At 38.0% G+C, this 16,171-nt stretch carries 15 protein-coding genes; 8 read left to right on the top strand and 7 right to left on the bottom strand.

Going from position 1 to position 16,171, the window contains the following annotated elements; translation table 11 throughout:
- Nucleotides 1-84: 84 nt before the first annotated feature.
- Nucleotides 85-327 carry a putative hemolysin gene (locus tag C0W29_RS00165; protein WP_045042070.1) on the bottom strand — a complete coding sequence of 81 codons (243 nt, stop codon included), beginning with the start codon at nucleotides 325-327 and terminating at the stop codon, nucleotides 85-87.
- Nucleotides 328-466: 139 nt separating this feature from the next.
- Between C0W29_RS00165 and C0W29_RS00160 the strand changes: the two genes are divergently transcribed.
- Both C0W29_RS00160 and C0W29_RS00155 read left to right on the top strand, forming a co-directional pair.
- The gene (locus C0W29_RS00160) at nucleotides 467-1,999 is read left to right on the top strand and encodes a YjjI family glycine radical enzyme (RefSeq protein ID WP_045042071.1); all 1,533 of its coding nucleotides are present in this window, start codon (nucleotides 467-469) and stop codon (nucleotides 1,997-1,999) included.
- An 18-nt stretch (nucleotides 2,000-2,017) separates the two neighbouring features.
- Nucleotides 2,018-2,890 (top strand): YjjW family glycine radical enzyme activase, encoded by an 873-nt coding sequence (locus C0W29_RS00155; protein ID WP_045044544.1) that lies wholly within the window; start codon nucleotides 2,018-2,020, stop codon nucleotides 2,888-2,890.
- 80 nt (nucleotides 2,891-2,970) lie between these two features.
- Here the strand turns inward: C0W29_RS00155 and C0W29_RS00150 are convergent, their stop codons facing one another.
- Together C0W29_RS00150 and folE are read right to left on the bottom strand one after the other, a co-directional pair.
- Entirely contained in the window at nucleotides 2,971-3,906 is a 936-nt protein-coding gene (locus tag C0W29_RS00150; RefSeq protein ID WP_045044545.1) for a LysR family transcriptional regulator, read from the bottom strand.
- 90 nt (nucleotides 3,907-3,996) lie between these two features.
- The gene (gene folE, locus C0W29_RS00145; RefSeq protein WP_045044546.1) at nucleotides 3,997-4,650 is read right to left on the bottom strand and encodes a GTP cyclohydrolase I FolE; all 654 of its coding nucleotides are present in this window, start codon (nucleotides 4,648-4,650) and stop codon (nucleotides 3,997-3,999) included.
- Nucleotides 4,651-4,950: 300 nt separating this feature from the next.
- On the opposite strand from folE, the gene moeA reads away from it, so the two are divergent.
- From moeA to C0W29_RS00130, 3 genes are all read left to right on the top strand, one after another.
- On the top strand, nucleotides 4,951-6,186 hold the full coding sequence (gene moeA / locus C0W29_RS00140; RefSeq protein ID WP_065190782.1) for a molybdopterin molybdotransferase MoeA: 1,236 nt from the start codon (nucleotides 4,951-4,953) through the stop codon (nucleotides 6,184-6,186).
- A 105-nt stretch (nucleotides 6,187-6,291) separates the two neighbouring features.
- The gene (gene moeB, locus C0W29_RS00135; protein ID WP_045042074.1) at nucleotides 6,292-7,059 is read left to right on the top strand and encodes a molybdopterin-synthase adenylyltransferase MoeB; all 768 of its coding nucleotides are present in this window, start codon (nucleotides 6,292-6,294) and stop codon (nucleotides 7,057-7,059) included.
- 21 nt (nucleotides 7,060-7,080) lie between these two features.
- On the top strand, nucleotides 7,081-7,317 hold the full coding sequence (locus C0W29_RS00130) for a glutaredoxin family protein (RefSeq protein WP_045044548.1): 237 nt from the start codon (nucleotides 7,081-7,083) through the stop codon (nucleotides 7,315-7,317).
- A gap of 90 nt (nucleotides 7,318-7,407) precedes the next feature.
- Here the strand turns inward: C0W29_RS00130 and C0W29_RS00125 are convergent, their stop codons facing one another.
- Nucleotides 7,408-8,250 carry a CvfB family protein gene (locus C0W29_RS00125; protein ID WP_045044549.1) on the bottom strand — a complete coding sequence of 281 codons (843 nt, stop codon included), beginning with the start codon at nucleotides 8,248-8,250 and terminating at the stop codon, nucleotides 7,408-7,410.
- Between the two features lie 326 nt (nucleotides 8,251-8,576).
- On the opposite strand from C0W29_RS00125, the gene C0W29_RS00120 reads away from it, so the two are divergent.
- Nucleotides 8,577-9,974: a hypothetical protein gene (locus C0W29_RS00120; protein WP_036794829.1), complete on the top strand. Its 1,398-nt coding sequence runs from the start codon at nucleotides 8,577-8,579 to the stop codon at nucleotides 9,972-9,974.
- A gap of 52 nt (nucleotides 9,975-10,026) precedes the next feature.
- Here the strand turns inward: C0W29_RS00120 and cfa are convergent, their stop codons facing one another.
- Nucleotides 10,027-11,169 (bottom strand): cyclopropane fatty acyl phospholipid synthase, encoded by a 1,143-nt coding sequence (gene cfa / locus C0W29_RS00115; protein ID WP_045042077.1) that lies wholly within the window; start codon nucleotides 11,167-11,169, stop codon nucleotides 10,027-10,029.
- Nucleotides 11,170-11,577: 408 nt separating this feature from the next.
- Here cfa and C0W29_RS00110 point away from each other — a divergent pair, with 408 nt between their 5' ends.
- On the top strand, nucleotides 11,578-13,044 hold the full coding sequence (locus C0W29_RS00110; protein ID WP_045042078.1) for a protein adenylyltransferase SelO: 1,467 nt from the start codon (nucleotides 11,578-11,580) through the stop codon (nucleotides 13,042-13,044).
- Nucleotides 13,045-13,126: 82 nt separating this feature from the next.
- Here C0W29_RS00110 and gpmA read toward each other — a convergent pair whose 3' ends face one another.
- Together gpmA and metC are read right to left on the bottom strand one after the other, a co-directional pair.
- Nucleotides 13,127-13,819, bottom strand: coding sequence for a 2,3-diphosphoglycerate-dependent phosphoglycerate mutase (gene gpmA / locus C0W29_RS00105; RefSeq protein ID WP_036794833.1), 693 nt, complete (start codon nucleotides 13,817-13,819; stop codon nucleotides 13,127-13,129).
- A 513-nt stretch (nucleotides 13,820-14,332) separates the two neighbouring features.
- Nucleotides 14,333-15,520, bottom strand: a complete 1,188-nt coding sequence (gene metC, locus C0W29_RS00100) for a cystathionine beta-lyase (protein ID WP_045044550.1) — start codon at nucleotides 15,518-15,520, stop codon at nucleotides 14,333-14,335.
- A 164-nt stretch (nucleotides 15,521-15,684) separates the two neighbouring features.
- Here metC and C0W29_RS00095 point away from each other — a divergent pair, with 164 nt between their 5' ends.
- Nucleotides 15,685-16,167, top strand: a complete 483-nt coding sequence (locus C0W29_RS00095) for a hypothetical protein (RefSeq protein ID WP_107251411.1) — start codon at nucleotides 15,685-15,687, stop codon at nucleotides 16,165-16,167.
- Nucleotides 16,168-16,171: the final 4 nt, after the last annotated feature.

Here is a 16,171-nt window from a genome sequence, read left to right as displayed (position 1 = left end):
AACATTCTTTTATTAAAACTTAATATCAATGTGAAAAAAATACGAATTTCGTTTTTCCGTATAATTTCAGCTTAATAATTAAGCTTATTTGTTATTTTCTCGATACAAAATCCACTCTTCAACCACTTTACCATTACTTAAATGACAATAACCAACCGTCCCTTTCTCTTCTTGTTTCATTACCACCTTGCCACCTTGATCGGCACAATATACTGATGCGGGATTAGCCTTACTTACAGACTCTGATATAGGCTTTTCATCTTGTGAACATCCGATGAGAGTCAAACTACTTACCACCAGCGTGGTCACGACTAACTGCTTTTTCATTATGGATTCCTTTTTATAGAGATTACCGTTATGGATTTCAATTTTGGAAAAACATTATTCTATCTTTTTCACTTCTGGAAATAGACTTCATGCGTTAGATTAGCCGCACAAAACTTATGGATATAAGAAGAACATAGCAATGTCACTACAAACTAAAATTAAAAATATCATTACTGATGCAACATTAAGTGCGAAACAAAAAACATTGTTCCTATCATTAGAAGCTGAAGCAATTGTAGACTATATGCCAATTTCTGCCGACGTTTTAGCAGCAAAAGATGCTGGCATATTTTGTGATATGTTTGAAGGCAACGCTCCATTCAAGCCTCGTTATGTTCTTCCTGATTATGCTAAATTTTTACAACAAGGTTCAGAATATCTAGAACTTGAACCCGCAACGAATTTAGATGAAGCAATTAACCTACTAACAATTATTTATCATCACGTACCATCAGTTACAAACATTCCAGTTTATCTTGGCCAACTTGACGAAATCTTACTACCATTTGTTGCTGATGTTAGCGAAGAGGTTTTATATCGTAAGCTGAAAAATTTCTGGATCATGCTTGACCGCACGCTACCTGATGCTTTCATGCACGTAAACATTGGTCCAACAGACAACATTGTTTGTCGTATGATTTTGAAAATTGATGCCGAGCTTAAGCAAGTAGCACCAAACTTAACCTTTATGTACGACCCACAAATCACGCCCGAAAGCCTATTACAGCAAGCGTGTGACAACATTTGTGAATGCAGTAAGCCACACATTGCTAACTACCCTATGTTCTCAGAAGCTTTTGGTGCACCTGGTTTTGGTATCGTCAGTTGCTATAACTCACTGCCCGTTGCTGGTGGTGCTAATACTCTCGTACGTATGAATTTAAAAGAAGTCGCACTACGTAGTAATACCATTGAAGAGTTTCTAACCACGACCCTGCCACATTACAGTACCTTGATGTTTGAACTTATTGAAGCTCGTTCAGCCTTCTTACATGAAGAATCAAACTTCTTTACTGGTTTCTTAACCACTGAAGGTTTGATCAATGAAGACCGTTTTGCACCAATGTTTGGCATCTATGGTATGGCTGAAGCGGTAAACATATTGATGGAAAAATCAGGCTCAACCGCTAAATACGGTCACAATGAAGAAGCAAATGCTATCGCACTGCAAATCAGTGAAGCATTGAATGAAATCGTAACTACCACGCCAGTAAAACACGGCTTAAAAGGTCGAGCTCTATTACATTCACAAGGTGGGATTAGTTGCGACCACGAAGTAACACCAGGGATTCGTATTCCTTACGGTACAGAACCAGATCCAGTTGTTCACATTAAGGCGCTTGCTGCACACCATAAATACTACGTATCTGGTATCAGTGAAATCTTAACAATCGAAGAAACTATCAAGAACAATCCACTGGCATTGATGCAGTTATGTAAAGGGGCACTTGCATTAGGTTTTCGAGAGTTTACCGCTAACGTGGCCAGTAACGACTTGGTCCGTGTAACTGGTTACATGGTTAAACTATCTGATATTTCGAAGTTTAAAGAAGAAGGTTCTCGTACTAATACAACATGGTTAGGGACAGAAGCGTCTGAAAACACACGTATCCTAGAGCGTCAACCGCGTGTTGTTAGCCGTGAAATGTCACCTGTTTACCCAACAAAATAAATTAAAGATACACATACTATGATTTCTGCCACAGTCAGCAAAATATTGAACTACTCATGTGTTGATGGCCCGGGTAATCGTATGGTGTTGTTTTTGCAGGGGTGTAACTACCGCTGCAAAAATTGTCATAACCCGCAAACAATTGATATGTGTAATCAATGTGGTGATTGCGTTCCGAGTTGTCCAACGCAATCATTACAACTTACGACACAAAACAATAAACCGTTTGTTGTATGGCAAATGACGACGTGTACTGAGTGTGATGCGTGCCTAACTGCATGTAATAAACAATCAACACCTAAAACACAGCAGTTAACTGTCGCAGATACCTTAATATTGATTAGAGATAATTTGTTCTTTATCAATGGTATTACAGTAACGGGTGGTGAGGCGACATTACAATTACCGTATATTATTGCATTATTTAAAGCGATAAAGTCCGATCCGACCTTGCAACACTTGAGCTGTATGATCGACAGTAATGGCAGTTTAAGTATTACAGGCTGGCAAACAGTATTACCCTACCTTGATGGGGCAATGATTGATTTAAAGGCATGGAATAACACTACCCATCGCTGGTTAACAGCTCGTGATAATAATCGAGTATTAGCAAGTATTAATTGGCTAAGCCAACACCAAAAACTATACGAAGTACGCTTATTGCAGATTCCAGGAATCACAGATTATGAGCAATATATCGATGATATTGCTGCTTATTTAATGACGTTGGATGATAGTGTACGAATTAAGCTCAATGCTTTTCAGCACCATGGGGTTACCGGTGAATCTCTCAACTGGACAACATGTAAAAAAGACGACATTGAAACATTAGCAGCATTACTGACTGACCGTGGTGTCGCCAATCTGATACTACCAAGTGTGTATGTATAACCCCCTCTAAAACCCATTATCAGTGGTGATTATCTGATCATCACTGACTTTTATTGTTATATCTCTTGTTACTTAATCATTTATTCACCCAGCCCTATTTGTTGTCCTACTGTGGTGATTTGTTGATATAACCATCGCAACGCAGGATCATTCATGCTCGGTTGATACCACACTAAACTATAAGCAACTTGACCATAATTAAACGGCAGTTCTTTCATGATTAATGATTGTGCCTGCGCTGCTACTTCAGCCCATTTTTTTGAACAGGTAAACAATAACTCAGTATTTTTGCACAGCGTTGCTGCAACCCCAAAATCTGCAACATTAACCATCACTTTACGCTTACGGTGTTGCTGTGCGAGCTGCATTTCAAAAAATGGCACACTGAGATCATTATCAACAATACCAATATGATCGTACTGCAAGTAATCATCAATCGTCAGAGACTGAGTCGCTAATGGATGCTGATGTGACATTAAACACACCATTTCATCAGTAAATAACGTTTCCCAGACTAAGTTATTATCGATGTTCGGTGGCTGACTGAGATCATGAGGCAAGATTATAAAATCCAACACTCCTTTCGCTAATCCACTGACACCGATATTATCTTTAGACCAAATATCTAATCGAATATTAGGGGCTAGTTTCAATACATGCTCACACAATGGTGCCGCAATTAATTCAAATGTACTTTCTCGCATTGACAACGAAAAACTGCCCGCATAATTGGCGACATCAAATTCTTCTTGGGTCATGATCTGATTCATATCACTGATCATCTGATGCACTGTTGGTCCTAGACGGCGCGCTAATGGTGTCGAAACCAAGCGATTACCATTACGATAAAACAACTCATCATTCAATGTATCTCGAAGCTGACTCAATGTTTTACTAACGGATGAAGGACTAACACACAATCGTTGGGCACAATCTGTCACACTCAGAGTATCTAACATCACATGCAGGGTAATAAGGTGCTTCATGCTAATACGAGAAAGCTTAATCAGATCCATCTATTATCCTTAGGATATAAATAAAAAATGCCAGCCAATAATCTATTGACGGGCATTTATATAACAATCAGTTATCACGACGATTAACGATTAACGAATTCCACTTAGAAACTCAGCACGTGTAGCAGAGTTACGTTTAAAAATTCCCCCTAACGCAGTCGTTGTCGTCACACTTGTCGCATCCATCACACCACGAGATTTAACACAATAGTGTGTGGCATCAATGGTAACAGCAACATCTTCACTCTCAAGTAACGTTTGTAATGCCACTAAAACTTGCTGAGTTAAACGTTCCTGCACTTGTGGCCGCTGAGAAAAGAAGCGTACTATACGATTAATTTTAGATAAACCAATGATTTTTCCGCGCGGAATATAAGCAATCGTTGCCTTACCATCAATAGTAACTAAATGGTGTTCACAAGTACTGGTTAACGTAATGTCTTTTACTCGCACCATTTCATCACAGTTCATTTTATTTTCAATCACTGTAATTTTAGGGAAATTGGTGTAATCCAAACCTGAAAAAATTTCATCGACATACATCTTTGCAATACGGTGTGGCGTTTCAACCAAACTATCATCGGTAAGATCTAACGCTAATAGCGATAAAACTTCACGCATATGGTATTCAATTTTTTCTTTCTTTTCTTCACGACTTACAACATCAGCCGTCATAGGGGTTTCTAGGCCACGGGCGGCTAAGGCGTCACGTACTTGTATTGCAGATACACTTAATGCTGTCATTCTCTTCCTCCAGCTGACCTAGGTAGAATAAAAAGACATACCCTTCTGACCTTGCCAGCACTAAAATCCCTAGCAGAATACCTCCAAATGAGAATAATTTCACCACCAAATTTCCTATGGTCATCCACTTCAAGTGTATTTTAGTATATTCAATCCCTTACAGAGGTAGTCAATAAAGGGTAAACTACGCATAAACTAGCGTTCTGAACAATACTTAGTAAAAACTCAGAAAAATATAAACTGAGAATTTTTCAGACCTGCTCTCCTTCATTATTACTAATAAATAAAATGGACACGATTATGGGATGCTGCGACGTACCAGGTTTAATGACGATTGAAACTGCGTTAGATAATATTATGACTCAAGTTTCACCATTAACAACAATCACCACAGTGGCATTAGCTGATGCAATGGACATGGTGCTTGCCGAAGATATTCTTTCTCCTATTAATGTGCCTCCTTTTGCTAATTCAGCTATGGATGGTTACGCGCTTCGAGTGGCAGATCTTGAACAGAGCAATACATTAACCATGATCGGTAAGTCATTTGCAGGTATTCCTTTCACTGGTACTTGTGAAGCAGGCCAATGCGTACGCATTATGACTGGCGCTGAAATTCCCGCCGGTGCCGATGTCGTTATCATGCAGGAAGAAACCCAAGTCGATGGCGATAATATTCAATTTAACATCAAGCCAAAAGCTAACGATAATATTCGCCCTATTGGTGATGATGTCCATTATGGTGAAACTGTTTTAGTTAAAGGTACGCGTTTAACTGCTCGTGAAATGCCACTACTAGCGTCATTAGGTATTGCTTCTTTCGCAGTATATCGCCGCCCTAAAGTGGCTTTTTTCTCGACTGGTGATGAATTACGCCCTGTTGGTGAAGCGCTTGCTGCTGGTCAAATTTACGATAGTAACCGTTATGGCATGAAAGCATTATTAGAAAAATTTGGTTGTGATGTACTCGACCTAGGTATTATTGCGGATTGTCCTGAAAAACTACGCCAAGCATTTATTACAGCGTCAACAGAAGCTGATGTTGTGGTTACATCTGGTGGCGTTAGTGTCGGTGAAGCTGATTACACCAAAGATATTTTAGATCAAGAAGGTCAAATCGGTTTTTGGAAAATAGCGATGAAACCAGGTAAACCATTTGCGTTTGGTACCATTAATAATGCATGGTTCTGTGGCCTTCCAGGTAACCCAGTATCAGCAATGCTAACCTTATACCAATTAGTACAACCTATGCTGGCAAAACTAGCAGGTCATAGCCAATACCAACCACCAGTACGTTTACAAGCTAAAGCAACATCGATGTTTAAGAAACGTCCAGGGCGCACTGACTTCCAACGTGGTATTTATAGTATTAACAGTGACGGCCAATTTGAAGTTGCGACAACAGGCAATCAAGGCTCTGGGGCATTTAGTTCGATGCACCATGCCAACTGCTTTGTCGTCCTAGAACAAGATCGCGGTCGCGTTGAAGCAGGTGAATTAGTGACCATTGAAATGTTTAACCACACCATGTACTAATTTGTCATTAATGTATTAGCCGATCATTAATCTACCCATAAACGGCTAATACATTATCAACTGCGCTTGCGCTCGAATAAACAGCTAACAACGGTAATTTCACTTATGACAACAGAACAACATACTAGTGCTGAATTATCAGATGACGAAATGCTGCGCTATAATCGCCAGATTATTCTGCGCCAATTTGACTTTGAAGGCCAAGAAGCATTAAAAGCCTCATCAATGTTAATTTTAGGTGCTGGAGGTTTAGGCTGTGCTTCCTCTCAATACCTTGCTGCTGCTGGTGTGGGAAAAATTACACTTATTGATGACGATAAGGTTGAGGTTTCTAACTTACAACGCCAAGTCTTACATACTGATGCCACTGTCGGGATGCTCAAGGTTGAATCAGCTAAACACGCATTAACTGCTATAAACCCTTATTTAACTGTTGAGACCATAGCTAAACGATTAACTGATGACGAGTTATTGCCACTCATTCAACAACACAGCTTAGTGCTAGATTGTTGTGATAACGTTGATACTCGTAACCAACTTAACCGCTTATGCTTTGCCGCTAAAACACCACTTATTTCAGGTGCCGCTATTCGCATGGAAGGTCAAATAAGTGTCTATAGCTATCGCGATGGTGAACCTTGCTATCAATGTCTAAGTGCCCTTTTTGGTCAGCAAACATTAACTTGTGTTGAAGCCGGGATTATGTCGCCAGTTGTCGGTATTGTTGGTGCAGTACAAGCAATGGAAGCGATTAAAGTTGCAGCCAATGTCGGTACACCGTTAACAGGTAAGATCTTAATGTTAGACGCGATGAGCATGAGTTGGCGCGAAATGAAATTGATGAAGCAACCAAACTGTTCGGTGTGCGGCTAATAGAGAAACGAATTAATTATTATGAAACGTATTACTCTGTTTACTCAAAAAAACTGTGCTCACTGTAAAGATGCACAGCAATATATGAAAACCAAGAGCTACCCTTTTCGTTTAGTTGACGTCGCAACACCACAAGGCAGAAAAGAGTTAAGTCGTACTGGTGCACGATCTGTTCCCGTTATAAAAATTGGGGATAGTGTGCTGATGGGCTGGAATATGACTAAATTCGAAAAGCTACTCCACGAAAAAGACGAATAACCCACAATATAGATTCATAAAAAAACCGACACCTTTAACTATTTCTAGTTGAATGTCGGTTTTTATTATCTTCACTAATACAGGCAGTGATTAATCGTTGTCGTTAAGACGAATACCATCTTTCTCGATAATAATTAAACCCTTCTTATAAAGGCCACCGATAGTTTTCTTAAACGTTGCTTTACTCGTACGGAATACACGGAAGATCTCATCAGGGCTTGATTTATCACTTACCGGAATAAAACCACCTTTAATTTCAAGCGACGTTAGAATCTTATCAGCTAAGTCATCAACTTTGCCTAAGCCTACTTTTTGTAGTGATAGGTTAATTTTACCATCTGGACGAATTTCTTGAACGTAAGCTTTTAGTTGCTTACCAATAAACAGCTTACCAAACGCTTCTGTTTTAAAGAATAAACCCCAATGCTCACCATTAATAACCGCTTTGTAACCCAACTCAGTTGTTTCAGCAATGATCACTTGTACTTCTTGACCCACTTTATAATTAGCAGGAGTAAGATCAAGGAAACGATTAAACTTAGTTGAGCCTACAATACGGCCTGATGCACGATCCGTATATACACGAACCATGACTTCTTCGCCTTCTTCTAAGCGACGACGTTGCTCACTAAACGGAATTAGCAAGTCTTTACGTAGACCCCAATCAGCAAATGCGCCGATAGTCGTTGCACCAACAATACGCAGTTTTGCAAATCCACCAACTTCAACCAATGGTTCGTCAGTAGTTGCAATCACTTCATCTTCAGAATCGAAGTAAATGAAAACTTTAAGCTTGTCGCCGAGCTTAGTACCTGCTGGCACAGTGTTCTTTGGTAACAAAATATTACCGAAATCATCACCGCCATTAAGAAACACACCAAAATCTACCAATTTGATAACTTCTAGTGTGTTGTATTGTCCAATTTTAATCATGTATCAGGTACTCTCTATATAGGCAACAACACGCTTACAGTGCAGTTGGTTCAATATCTTTATCAATCAATTTATTAGCAGCGATTATTAATGTCTACCGCTGACTAGGCAATGCGCTATAATGCGCGGGTTGCGCTTATGATGTCGGTATTATACGTGATGTTGTTAACCTTCGCCCAACCTATCTGCAATTATTTGATGTTTTTTGACTCAATTAGCATCAATAATTGTGATTTATAAATAATGGACAAAAAATTATTCTAATATAATCTCAAGGAAAGCCACTTTATGCCGTTTAGCATTAGCCATTGGAGAGCAAATAAAAAGTGATTACTGTCGATAAAAAAGATGGGCATAAACTCAAAATATCTCATGTGATTCATGAAACAACTAATCGACAGCTTGATATGTTCATATTTATCCCAGGTGAACTTGGGCTAAATGCCAATATCATCTCTGAAGAAGAGTTTTATCATAATGCCATTCATGGCAAGCGTACTTATTTCAGTGATATCAATCATCTGCCATTAGTACATAGCCGTCTCGCAAGTCGTGGCAAACTCTCTATCGAGCAGTATCGTTTAAGTTTAAGCCTTTATGCCTACCAATATGCGTTAGCCTTGGAAAAAACAACGCAGCAATTGTTAGGCGATAGTAGCGAATCTAAGCAAGAAGAGATTGAAGAAGCTGCGCAGTTAGCCGCTCGCATTCTAAAGCGGTTACGCCGTAACATTCCAACTGATAAAAAATTGCTTAAATATTATGAAAATATTGATAACTATTTATCATGGTTTACAGAGCAACGCTTTCTGCAACTTATCGCCCACTTACCCCGTGGTGGTGAGTACAATGAAATTAAACCACAATTATTAGAACTGTGCCAAAAAGAAGCCCAGCACCGAATAGATAACAATTACAACTCAACCAAAGCAATGCAAGATCCGACACGAATGTCGAATAAGATGCGATTATTACGCCGCTTAATTGAATACCCTGTCACTATGAATGAAAAAACTGTTGAGCTAGGTAAGAATACTCGCAAAATTGTCACGGGTGCAGCCGCCGGTATTGTGATGATTTTTGTTACTTTAATACTGATCAAAGCGCGAGGCATGTTAGGCGATATTACCGCCTCGTTTATTGTGGTTTTATCTTTTATTTATGCGGCACGTGAAGTATTTAAAGACGACTTAAAAACGATGTTGTGGCGATGGATGCGCAAAGGAAAAGCACGTTGGAGAAAACAATTTTTCGATGCTAATACTGGACACGTCATTGGACGACAACTTGAATGGTTAGAGTTTGTTAATTACGACAGTTTAGCGGATGTTATTCGTAAAACTCGTAAGCACAATGTATCTCACCGTGAAGAGACCATTTTGCATTATAAAAGTACCACCAGAATGTCACCGACTAAATTCTTAAGTGGTTATGAACAAACGCGCGAATCGATCATTCTTGATCTACGAGCGGTCGCTTCATTAATGGAAAAAGGTTCACAACGGTTATATCAACTTAATGATGGCCAAGTAACTAAAGAATCTGTTGAAAAAAGACATTTAATTAACTTGATCACTCAGGAAACAGATGAAGATAAAACAGTCAGAATTCAACGCTGGAAAATCATCATGAGTCGTTCAAAAATCATTGATATTGAAGCTATTACTACGCCAGAACCTAAAAAATCGAAGCCTAAAAAAGCGCTCGACGTCGCCAATTCATAACAAAGACAAAAATGCCCTCATCACGAGGGCATTTTTATTAATGGCACTCTATTTAGTTAGAACGTACACACAAAGGTAATTCAGCACCTTTTTTCGTCAAACCAAATTGCCATACATTCAAATCACGGCAACGGAATGCACCAGCACACGATAATAAATAATAACGCCACATACGATAAAATTTCTCACCGTAACGTTCTGATATTTGAGGCCAATTTTGTTCAAATTTATCGTTCCATGCAACTAAGGTTTTATCATAATCAGGACCGATATTTTGCACATCTTCAATATTAAAATAATCTTCTGTCGCAGAACCAATCTGCGTCATTGATGGCACGACACCGTTAGGGAATATGTATTTATTAATCCACGCATCAGTTTCTGTTTTAGAGTTTGGACTACCAATGGTGTGTAATAAGAAGATACCATCATCAGCAAGGTAACGATGTGCTGCTTTAAAATAATCTTCATAATTCTCAGGACCCACATGTTCCATCATACCGATAGACACAACGCGATCGTAAGGTTGTTCTGGTTTATGTAAGCGATAATCTTGTAAAATGAATTTCACTGGAAGGTTTAGATCATCTGCTCGCTGTTGCCCTAATGCTGCCTGTTCTTTTGAAAGCGTTAAGCCATCACAAATTACACCATAATTCTCTGCGGCATAAATCATAAAGCTACCCCAGCCACAACCAATATCTAGCAATCGCATTCCAGGTTTTAATCCCATTTTACGACAAACTAAATCAAGCTTTGCTTCTTGAGCACTATCCAAATCATTTGCATCTCTCCAATACCCACAAGTATATGTCATGCGTTTATCAAGCATTGATTCAAATAAATCATTACCTAGATCATAATGGAAAGGTACATCCTTAGTTACTCTATCGATACTCTGACGATTAAAAAGATGTTTTACTTTTGATGCGCCAATTTTCAAGCCAACGGCCAGTTTAGCGGATAAATCAAGTTTTTCATCAATACGAGCATGTAATATACGATTAATCATTTCATCAATCGCATCACAACTCCACCAGCCATCCATATAACTTTCGCCAAAGCCTAATGAACCGTCTTTTAATACTCGTTCATATAAACGTTCGTCATGAACTTGTAGGTCCCAAGGTCGAGAGCCATTAATAATTACATCAGCATGAGATAATAGGTTTTGGAAAAAAGTTTCATTTGTCATCGTTATCATTCCTTATATGACCAATAAGTATGACAAATTGCCTTTAAATAAGGCCAGCGACAACTTTAATTGTTGAAAAATAAGATTTAACAAATTATTACATGCATATTTTAAATCTAAATTTACAAAAAAGAAAATATAACAAATAAAATAAAACCTAATTAGGTTAAATAACATCCTATATATTAATTGAGATGAGTATCTTTCTTTATTTATAAAACATACTCTATGAATAGTTTATGAATAACGGCTGTTTTATATTTATTGGTAGCTATTGCTTTATTTTTTATCTTTTAAAATAGTTTAATTAATAGTTATTTTGTCTAATAACCCTACTTTTCATCCCTTGTTTATTTGTCATAACTCGATAAGCTTAAATAGCACCCTTTTTAGGCTATAGGTATGCCCATGAAAACACTTTCAACGCTGACGTTTGCTAATAGCTATAGCGACCTTCCTACATCATTAGGTACTCAAGTTGCAGCCCAACCTTTAGATAACCCTTTTCTTATACATTTTAATCCACTTGTTGCAGAAAAACTTGAGCTAGCTTCCACTACTGCTCTAGACCCAAGCTTTATCAATATCTTTAGTGGTAATACAACCTTAGCTGGATTGTCGCCATTAGCGATGAAATATTGTGGTCATCAATTTGGACAATATAATCCAGATCTTGGTGATGGCCGAGGGCTACTACTAGGAGAAGTACTTACCAGTAATGGTAAAAAGTGGGACTTGCATTTAAAAGGCTCAGGTAAAACGCCTTATTCAAGAATGGGAGATGGGCGAGCGGTATTACGCTCTTCTGTTCGTGAATATCTTGCGAGTGCAGCCATGGAAGGACTCGGTATAGCGACAACTCATGCATTAGCGATCATTGGCAGCCAAACGCCTGTTATACGAGAAAAAATAGAAACTGCTGCCACGCTAATTCGCGTTGCTGAAAGCCATATCCGCTTTGGCCATTTTGAGTACCTTTTTTATACTGGCCAACATGATGAATTACAGCAATTAGCTGACTATGTCATTGAACATCATTTTCCTGCATTACTGACAGAAGCCGCCCCTTACGCCGCGATGTTTAAACAAATATGTCAGCGGACAGCAACAATGATAGCGGCTTGGCAAGCCGTTGGGTTTGCACATGGCGTCATGAATACCGATAACATGTCGATCTTAGGGCTAACATTTGATTATGGGCCGTTTGGATTTATTGACGATTATGAACCGAGTTATATTTGTAATCATTCAGATTACTCTGGACGTTATGCCTTTGACCAACAACCTGCAATCGCCTTATGGAACTTATCAGCTTTAGGTTACGCTCTTACGCCATTACTTGATAAAACCGAGATAGATCATGGTTTAGAACATTATCAAACCGAACTACAGCAGCAATATAGCCATAATATGCGCCAAAAATTGGGATTAACCATTGCAGACGATACTGATACCGTATTATTTTCAGATCTATTTCAATTACTGAAACAACATCACGTTGATTACACGTTATTCTTTAGAACATTATCCTATATAGCCATGGATGAACTGCCCTACAGTGAGCACCTATTTACCTCACTATTCTCATGCACCTCAAGGCTTAAAACATGGTTAATAGGTTACCAACAACGATTGCTGCTCGAACCTAACACCAGCCAACGCTTAACTATAATGCTACAGCATAATCCAAAATATATTCTGCGTAATTACCTTGCACAGCAAGCAATTGAAGAAGCAGAACAAGGTGATTTTCAGCTGATTGAACAGTTAATTACCATTCTAGCGCACCCTTTTGATGAGCATAAAGACGCTGAAGTATTAGCTCAATTACCACCGAATTGGGGTAAACACCTTGAGATCAGTTGTTCATCATAACGACTCTCTTTCTCATATAAAAAAGCCTCAGTATTAACTGAGGCTTTATCTTTGACATTAACTCTTAAGTACTTAAGTACTCTTATAAATAATAATATTTTATTGCTTTCAAATTGCTGTCTAATTCATAGACTAGCGGTACTCCAGTAGGAATTTCCACCTGAGTTATTTCATCATCAGCGATATCACTAAGATGCTTCATTAATGCACGTAAGCTATTACCATGCGCTGCAATCAGAATATCTGCACCACTATTGATTTTAGGTACAATTTCTTCGTTCCAGAATGGAATAACACGCTCATAAGTATCTTTTAATGATTCGCCAACAGGTAACTCGTCAACAGTTAGATTCGCATAACGTTTATCATTACCTGGATAATAAGGGCTTGAAGTATCAACAGCTGGTGGCGGCGTATCATAGCTTCTACGCCAAATGAATACTTGATCATCACCAAATTTTTCTGCTGTTTCTGCTTTATTCAAACCTTGTAAATTACCATAATGACGTTCATTTAACTGCCAGCAGTGATCAACAGGTAACCAAAGTAAATCAAGTTCTTCAAGTACAATTGCAAGCGTTTTAATAGCGCGATTCAACATTGATGTATAACAAAAGTCAAAATTGAAATTATTTTCTTTTAGTTTTTGACCTGCAGAGTGTGCTTCAGTTTCGCCTTGCTCAGTTAATGGTACGTTTGCCCAGCCGGTAAAGCGATTTTCTTTATTCCATTGACTTTGACCATGACGGATTAAAACAATTCGAGTATTTTTCATAGCAACCTCTATATTATATTTTGATATTTAGAACGGCGCTAATAAATTTCAGGAAAATATATAAATTTATTAATAATAGTTTTATTCATAATCATTCCAATAAAAAAGTGACTGAGAATTAATACTCAAATAAATATGAAATGATAATTTTAGCTATCAATAATTTATATACTTCAATAAGAACATTGCATCATTAGCGTGTTTCTTAAACACCTTAATCTTATTGATAATCATTATTGCCTATGTCAATAAAGATATCACTCTCCTGTTTTCATAGCAATACTGACTGATAAAATAATATAAGCCACAAAATGCCCAAATTAAGACAAAAAGAGGTCTATAAGTTAATCTTGATTTTTCAGTTAAAATTAACCTATTGTATTATAATGATATTTTTAATTTTAAATCGAGAAGGAAACATAATGTGTAACGTAATATTTACAGCTATTATTGCAATAGCCAAAACCAATCAATAAAACGTCTTAACACACCAATGTTAAGACGTTTATAAAATTAAGTAATCCGTGATAGACCTTGTTCAAGATCATCTAACAAATCATCACAATCTTCTAAACCAATATGAACCCGTACCAAGGTACCGCTAAAATCAACCTTACCAGCAGGACGAATACGATTAAGTTCTTCAGGTTGATTAGCTAAAATAAGAGACTCATAGCCTCCCCATGAATAAGCCATACTAAAATGTTTAAAGTTATCGAGAAAGTTAGCTATTTGTTGGCTATCTAAACGCTTTTTGAGTACAAAAGAAAATAGCCCACAGCTCCCACTAAAATCTCGCATAAAGAATTCATGCCCCTTACAGCTAGGTAAAGCAGGGTGATTGACGCGTTCAACTTGAGGGTGTTGTGCTAACCATTCAGCAATTTTGATACTACTTTCATGATGTTGCTTTAAACGTACTCCCATCGTACGTAAACCTCTAGCAGCAACATAAGCGGTATCGGCATCAACCATCTGCCCCATTAAATATGATCGCTCTTGTAACTGATTCCAACAGCGACTATTTGCAACAGCAGTCCCTAACATTGCATCAGAATGACCGACAATATATTTTGTGCCTGCTTGAACCGAAATATCCACATCATGATCTAACGCTTTAAATAGCACCCCAGCAGCCCAAGTATTATCAACAATGATCACTGCTTCTGGATTTATTGCTCTGACTGCTTTAACAATAGAAGGAATATCTTGTACTTCCATCGTGATCGAACTTGGTGATTCTAAAAATACAACTTTTGTATTAGGTTGCACTTTGTCAGCAATATCAGCACCAATCAACGGATCATAATACGTTGTGTCAACATTGAGTCCTTTTAACACTACATTGCAAAACTCTTGCGTTGGCTCATAAGCCGCCCCAGTCATTAAGAGATGATCACCAGCGCCCACAAACGCTAAAATAGAGTTAGCAACCGCGGCTGCACCACAAGGATAAAGGTAGCACCCTGCCCCACCTTCTATTTCAACCATCGCTTGCTGTAATGAGAAATGCGTTAATGTACCGCGACGACCATAAAACAATTCACCATTGGCACGATTGGCTGTAGCTTGCTTTTTATCTGCAACGGAATCGAACACTAATGATGATGCTCGTTGAATAACACTGTTTACCGCACCTTGACCAAATTTCTTTGATCGTCCAGCAGTAATCAGTTGAGTATTTATTTTATTACTAGACATGTTACTCCCTCAATGTGTCACCCATATGTTATTGAATATTCATTGTATAGCATGAATACCCCCATCAAACTAGCAACCAAAAGTTATTGATTATTCTTATTCGCATATCACAATTCGTTACTAATACTGTATATTATCTATACCTCTAATACGGTAATAGCCCAATGAAAAGAATATACATCGCAATATTGACCCTAATACTATTTTCTAGCAATGCCTTCGCCGATGGTAATATCTGGCTAAATAGCAATCATAAAAATATCACCCCCAATGCCGTCATAAAAAACAACCAAATATGGTTATCAAATAACCATACTCAAGCACCTAATTTCATTATATTTCACCAAATGAATAAAAATAAAATCACTCAAGCGTTGAGCAATAACCAAGGGGTAATTGTTATTCAAAATAATAAAATATGGGTGAATGAAATTAGTAGTCAGCCTCCTTTTGCTATCCTTAAAAATAACAACCAAATTTGGCTACAGGATAACCACGGTACCGTTGCCAATGCGATTATTAAATCAGATGGCACCCTATGGTTATCTACCAATACTAGCTCAATTGCTGATGCCTATATTGGCGGAAGTCATCAACAGCAAGATGGCCTTATTGTCGCTGCATTAATATTATCTAAACAATTATGATTTT

This window comes from Photobacterium kishitanii, assembly GCF_003026355.1.
Taxonomy (GTDB): domain Bacteria; phylum Pseudomonadota; class Gammaproteobacteria; order Enterobacterales; family Vibrionaceae; genus Photobacterium; species Photobacterium kishitanii.
The sequence above is the reverse complement of the archived record's forward strand: the minus strand, read 5'-3'. Positions and strand labels throughout refer to the sequence as shown.

What these genes read in the sequence shown, in the direction of transcription:
- C0W29_RS00165 (WP_045042070.1), bottom strand. Translation starts at nt 327, where the DNA reads ATGAAAAAGCAGTTAGTCGTGACCACGCTGGTGGTAAGTAGTTTGACT.
- C0W29_RS00160 (WP_045042071.1), top strand. Translation starts at nt 467, where the DNA reads ATGTCACTACAAACTAAAATTAAAAATATCATTACTGATGCAACATTA.
- C0W29_RS00155 (WP_045044544.1), top strand. Translation starts at nt 2,018, where the DNA reads ATGATTTCTGCCACAGTCAGCAAAATATTGAACTACTCATGTGTTGAT.
- C0W29_RS00150 (WP_045044545.1), bottom strand. Translation starts at nt 3,906, where the DNA reads ATGGATCTGATTAAGCTTTCTCGTATTAGCATGAAGCACCTTATTACC.
- folE (WP_045044546.1), bottom strand. Translation starts at nt 4,650, where the DNA reads ATGACAGCATTAAGTGTATCTGCAATACAAGTACGTGACGCCTTAGCC.
- moeA (WP_065190782.1), top strand. Translation starts at nt 4,951, where the DNA reads ATGGGATGCTGCGACGTACCAGGTTTAATGACGATTGAAACTGCGTTA.
- moeB (WP_045042074.1), top strand. Translation starts at nt 6,292, where the DNA reads ATGACAACAGAACAACATACTAGTGCTGAATTATCAGATGACGAAATG.
- C0W29_RS00130 (WP_045044548.1), top strand. Translation starts at nt 7,081, where the DNA reads ATGAAACGTATTACTCTGTTTACTCAAAAAAACTGTGCTCACTGTAAA.
- C0W29_RS00125 (WP_045044549.1), bottom strand. Translation starts at nt 8,250, where the DNA reads ATGATTAAAATTGGACAATACAACACACTAGAAGTTATCAAATTGGTA.
- cfa (WP_045042077.1), bottom strand. Translation starts at nt 11,169, where the DNA reads ATGACAAATGAAACTTTTTTCCAAAACCTATTATCTCATGCTGATGTA.
- C0W29_RS00110 (WP_045042078.1), top strand. Translation starts at nt 11,578, where the DNA reads ATGAAAACACTTTCAACGCTGACGTTTGCTAATAGCTATAGCGACCTT.
- gpmA (WP_036794833.1), bottom strand. Translation starts at nt 13,819, where the DNA reads ATGAAAAATACTCGAATTGTTTTAATCCGTCATGGTCAAAGTCAATGG.
- metC (WP_045044550.1), bottom strand. Translation starts at nt 15,520, where the DNA reads ATGTCTAGTAATAAAATAAATACTCAACTGATTACTGCTGGACGATCA.
- C0W29_RS00095 (WP_107251411.1), top strand. Translation starts at nt 15,685, where the DNA reads ATGAAAAGAATATACATCGCAATATTGACCCTAATACTATTTTCTAGC.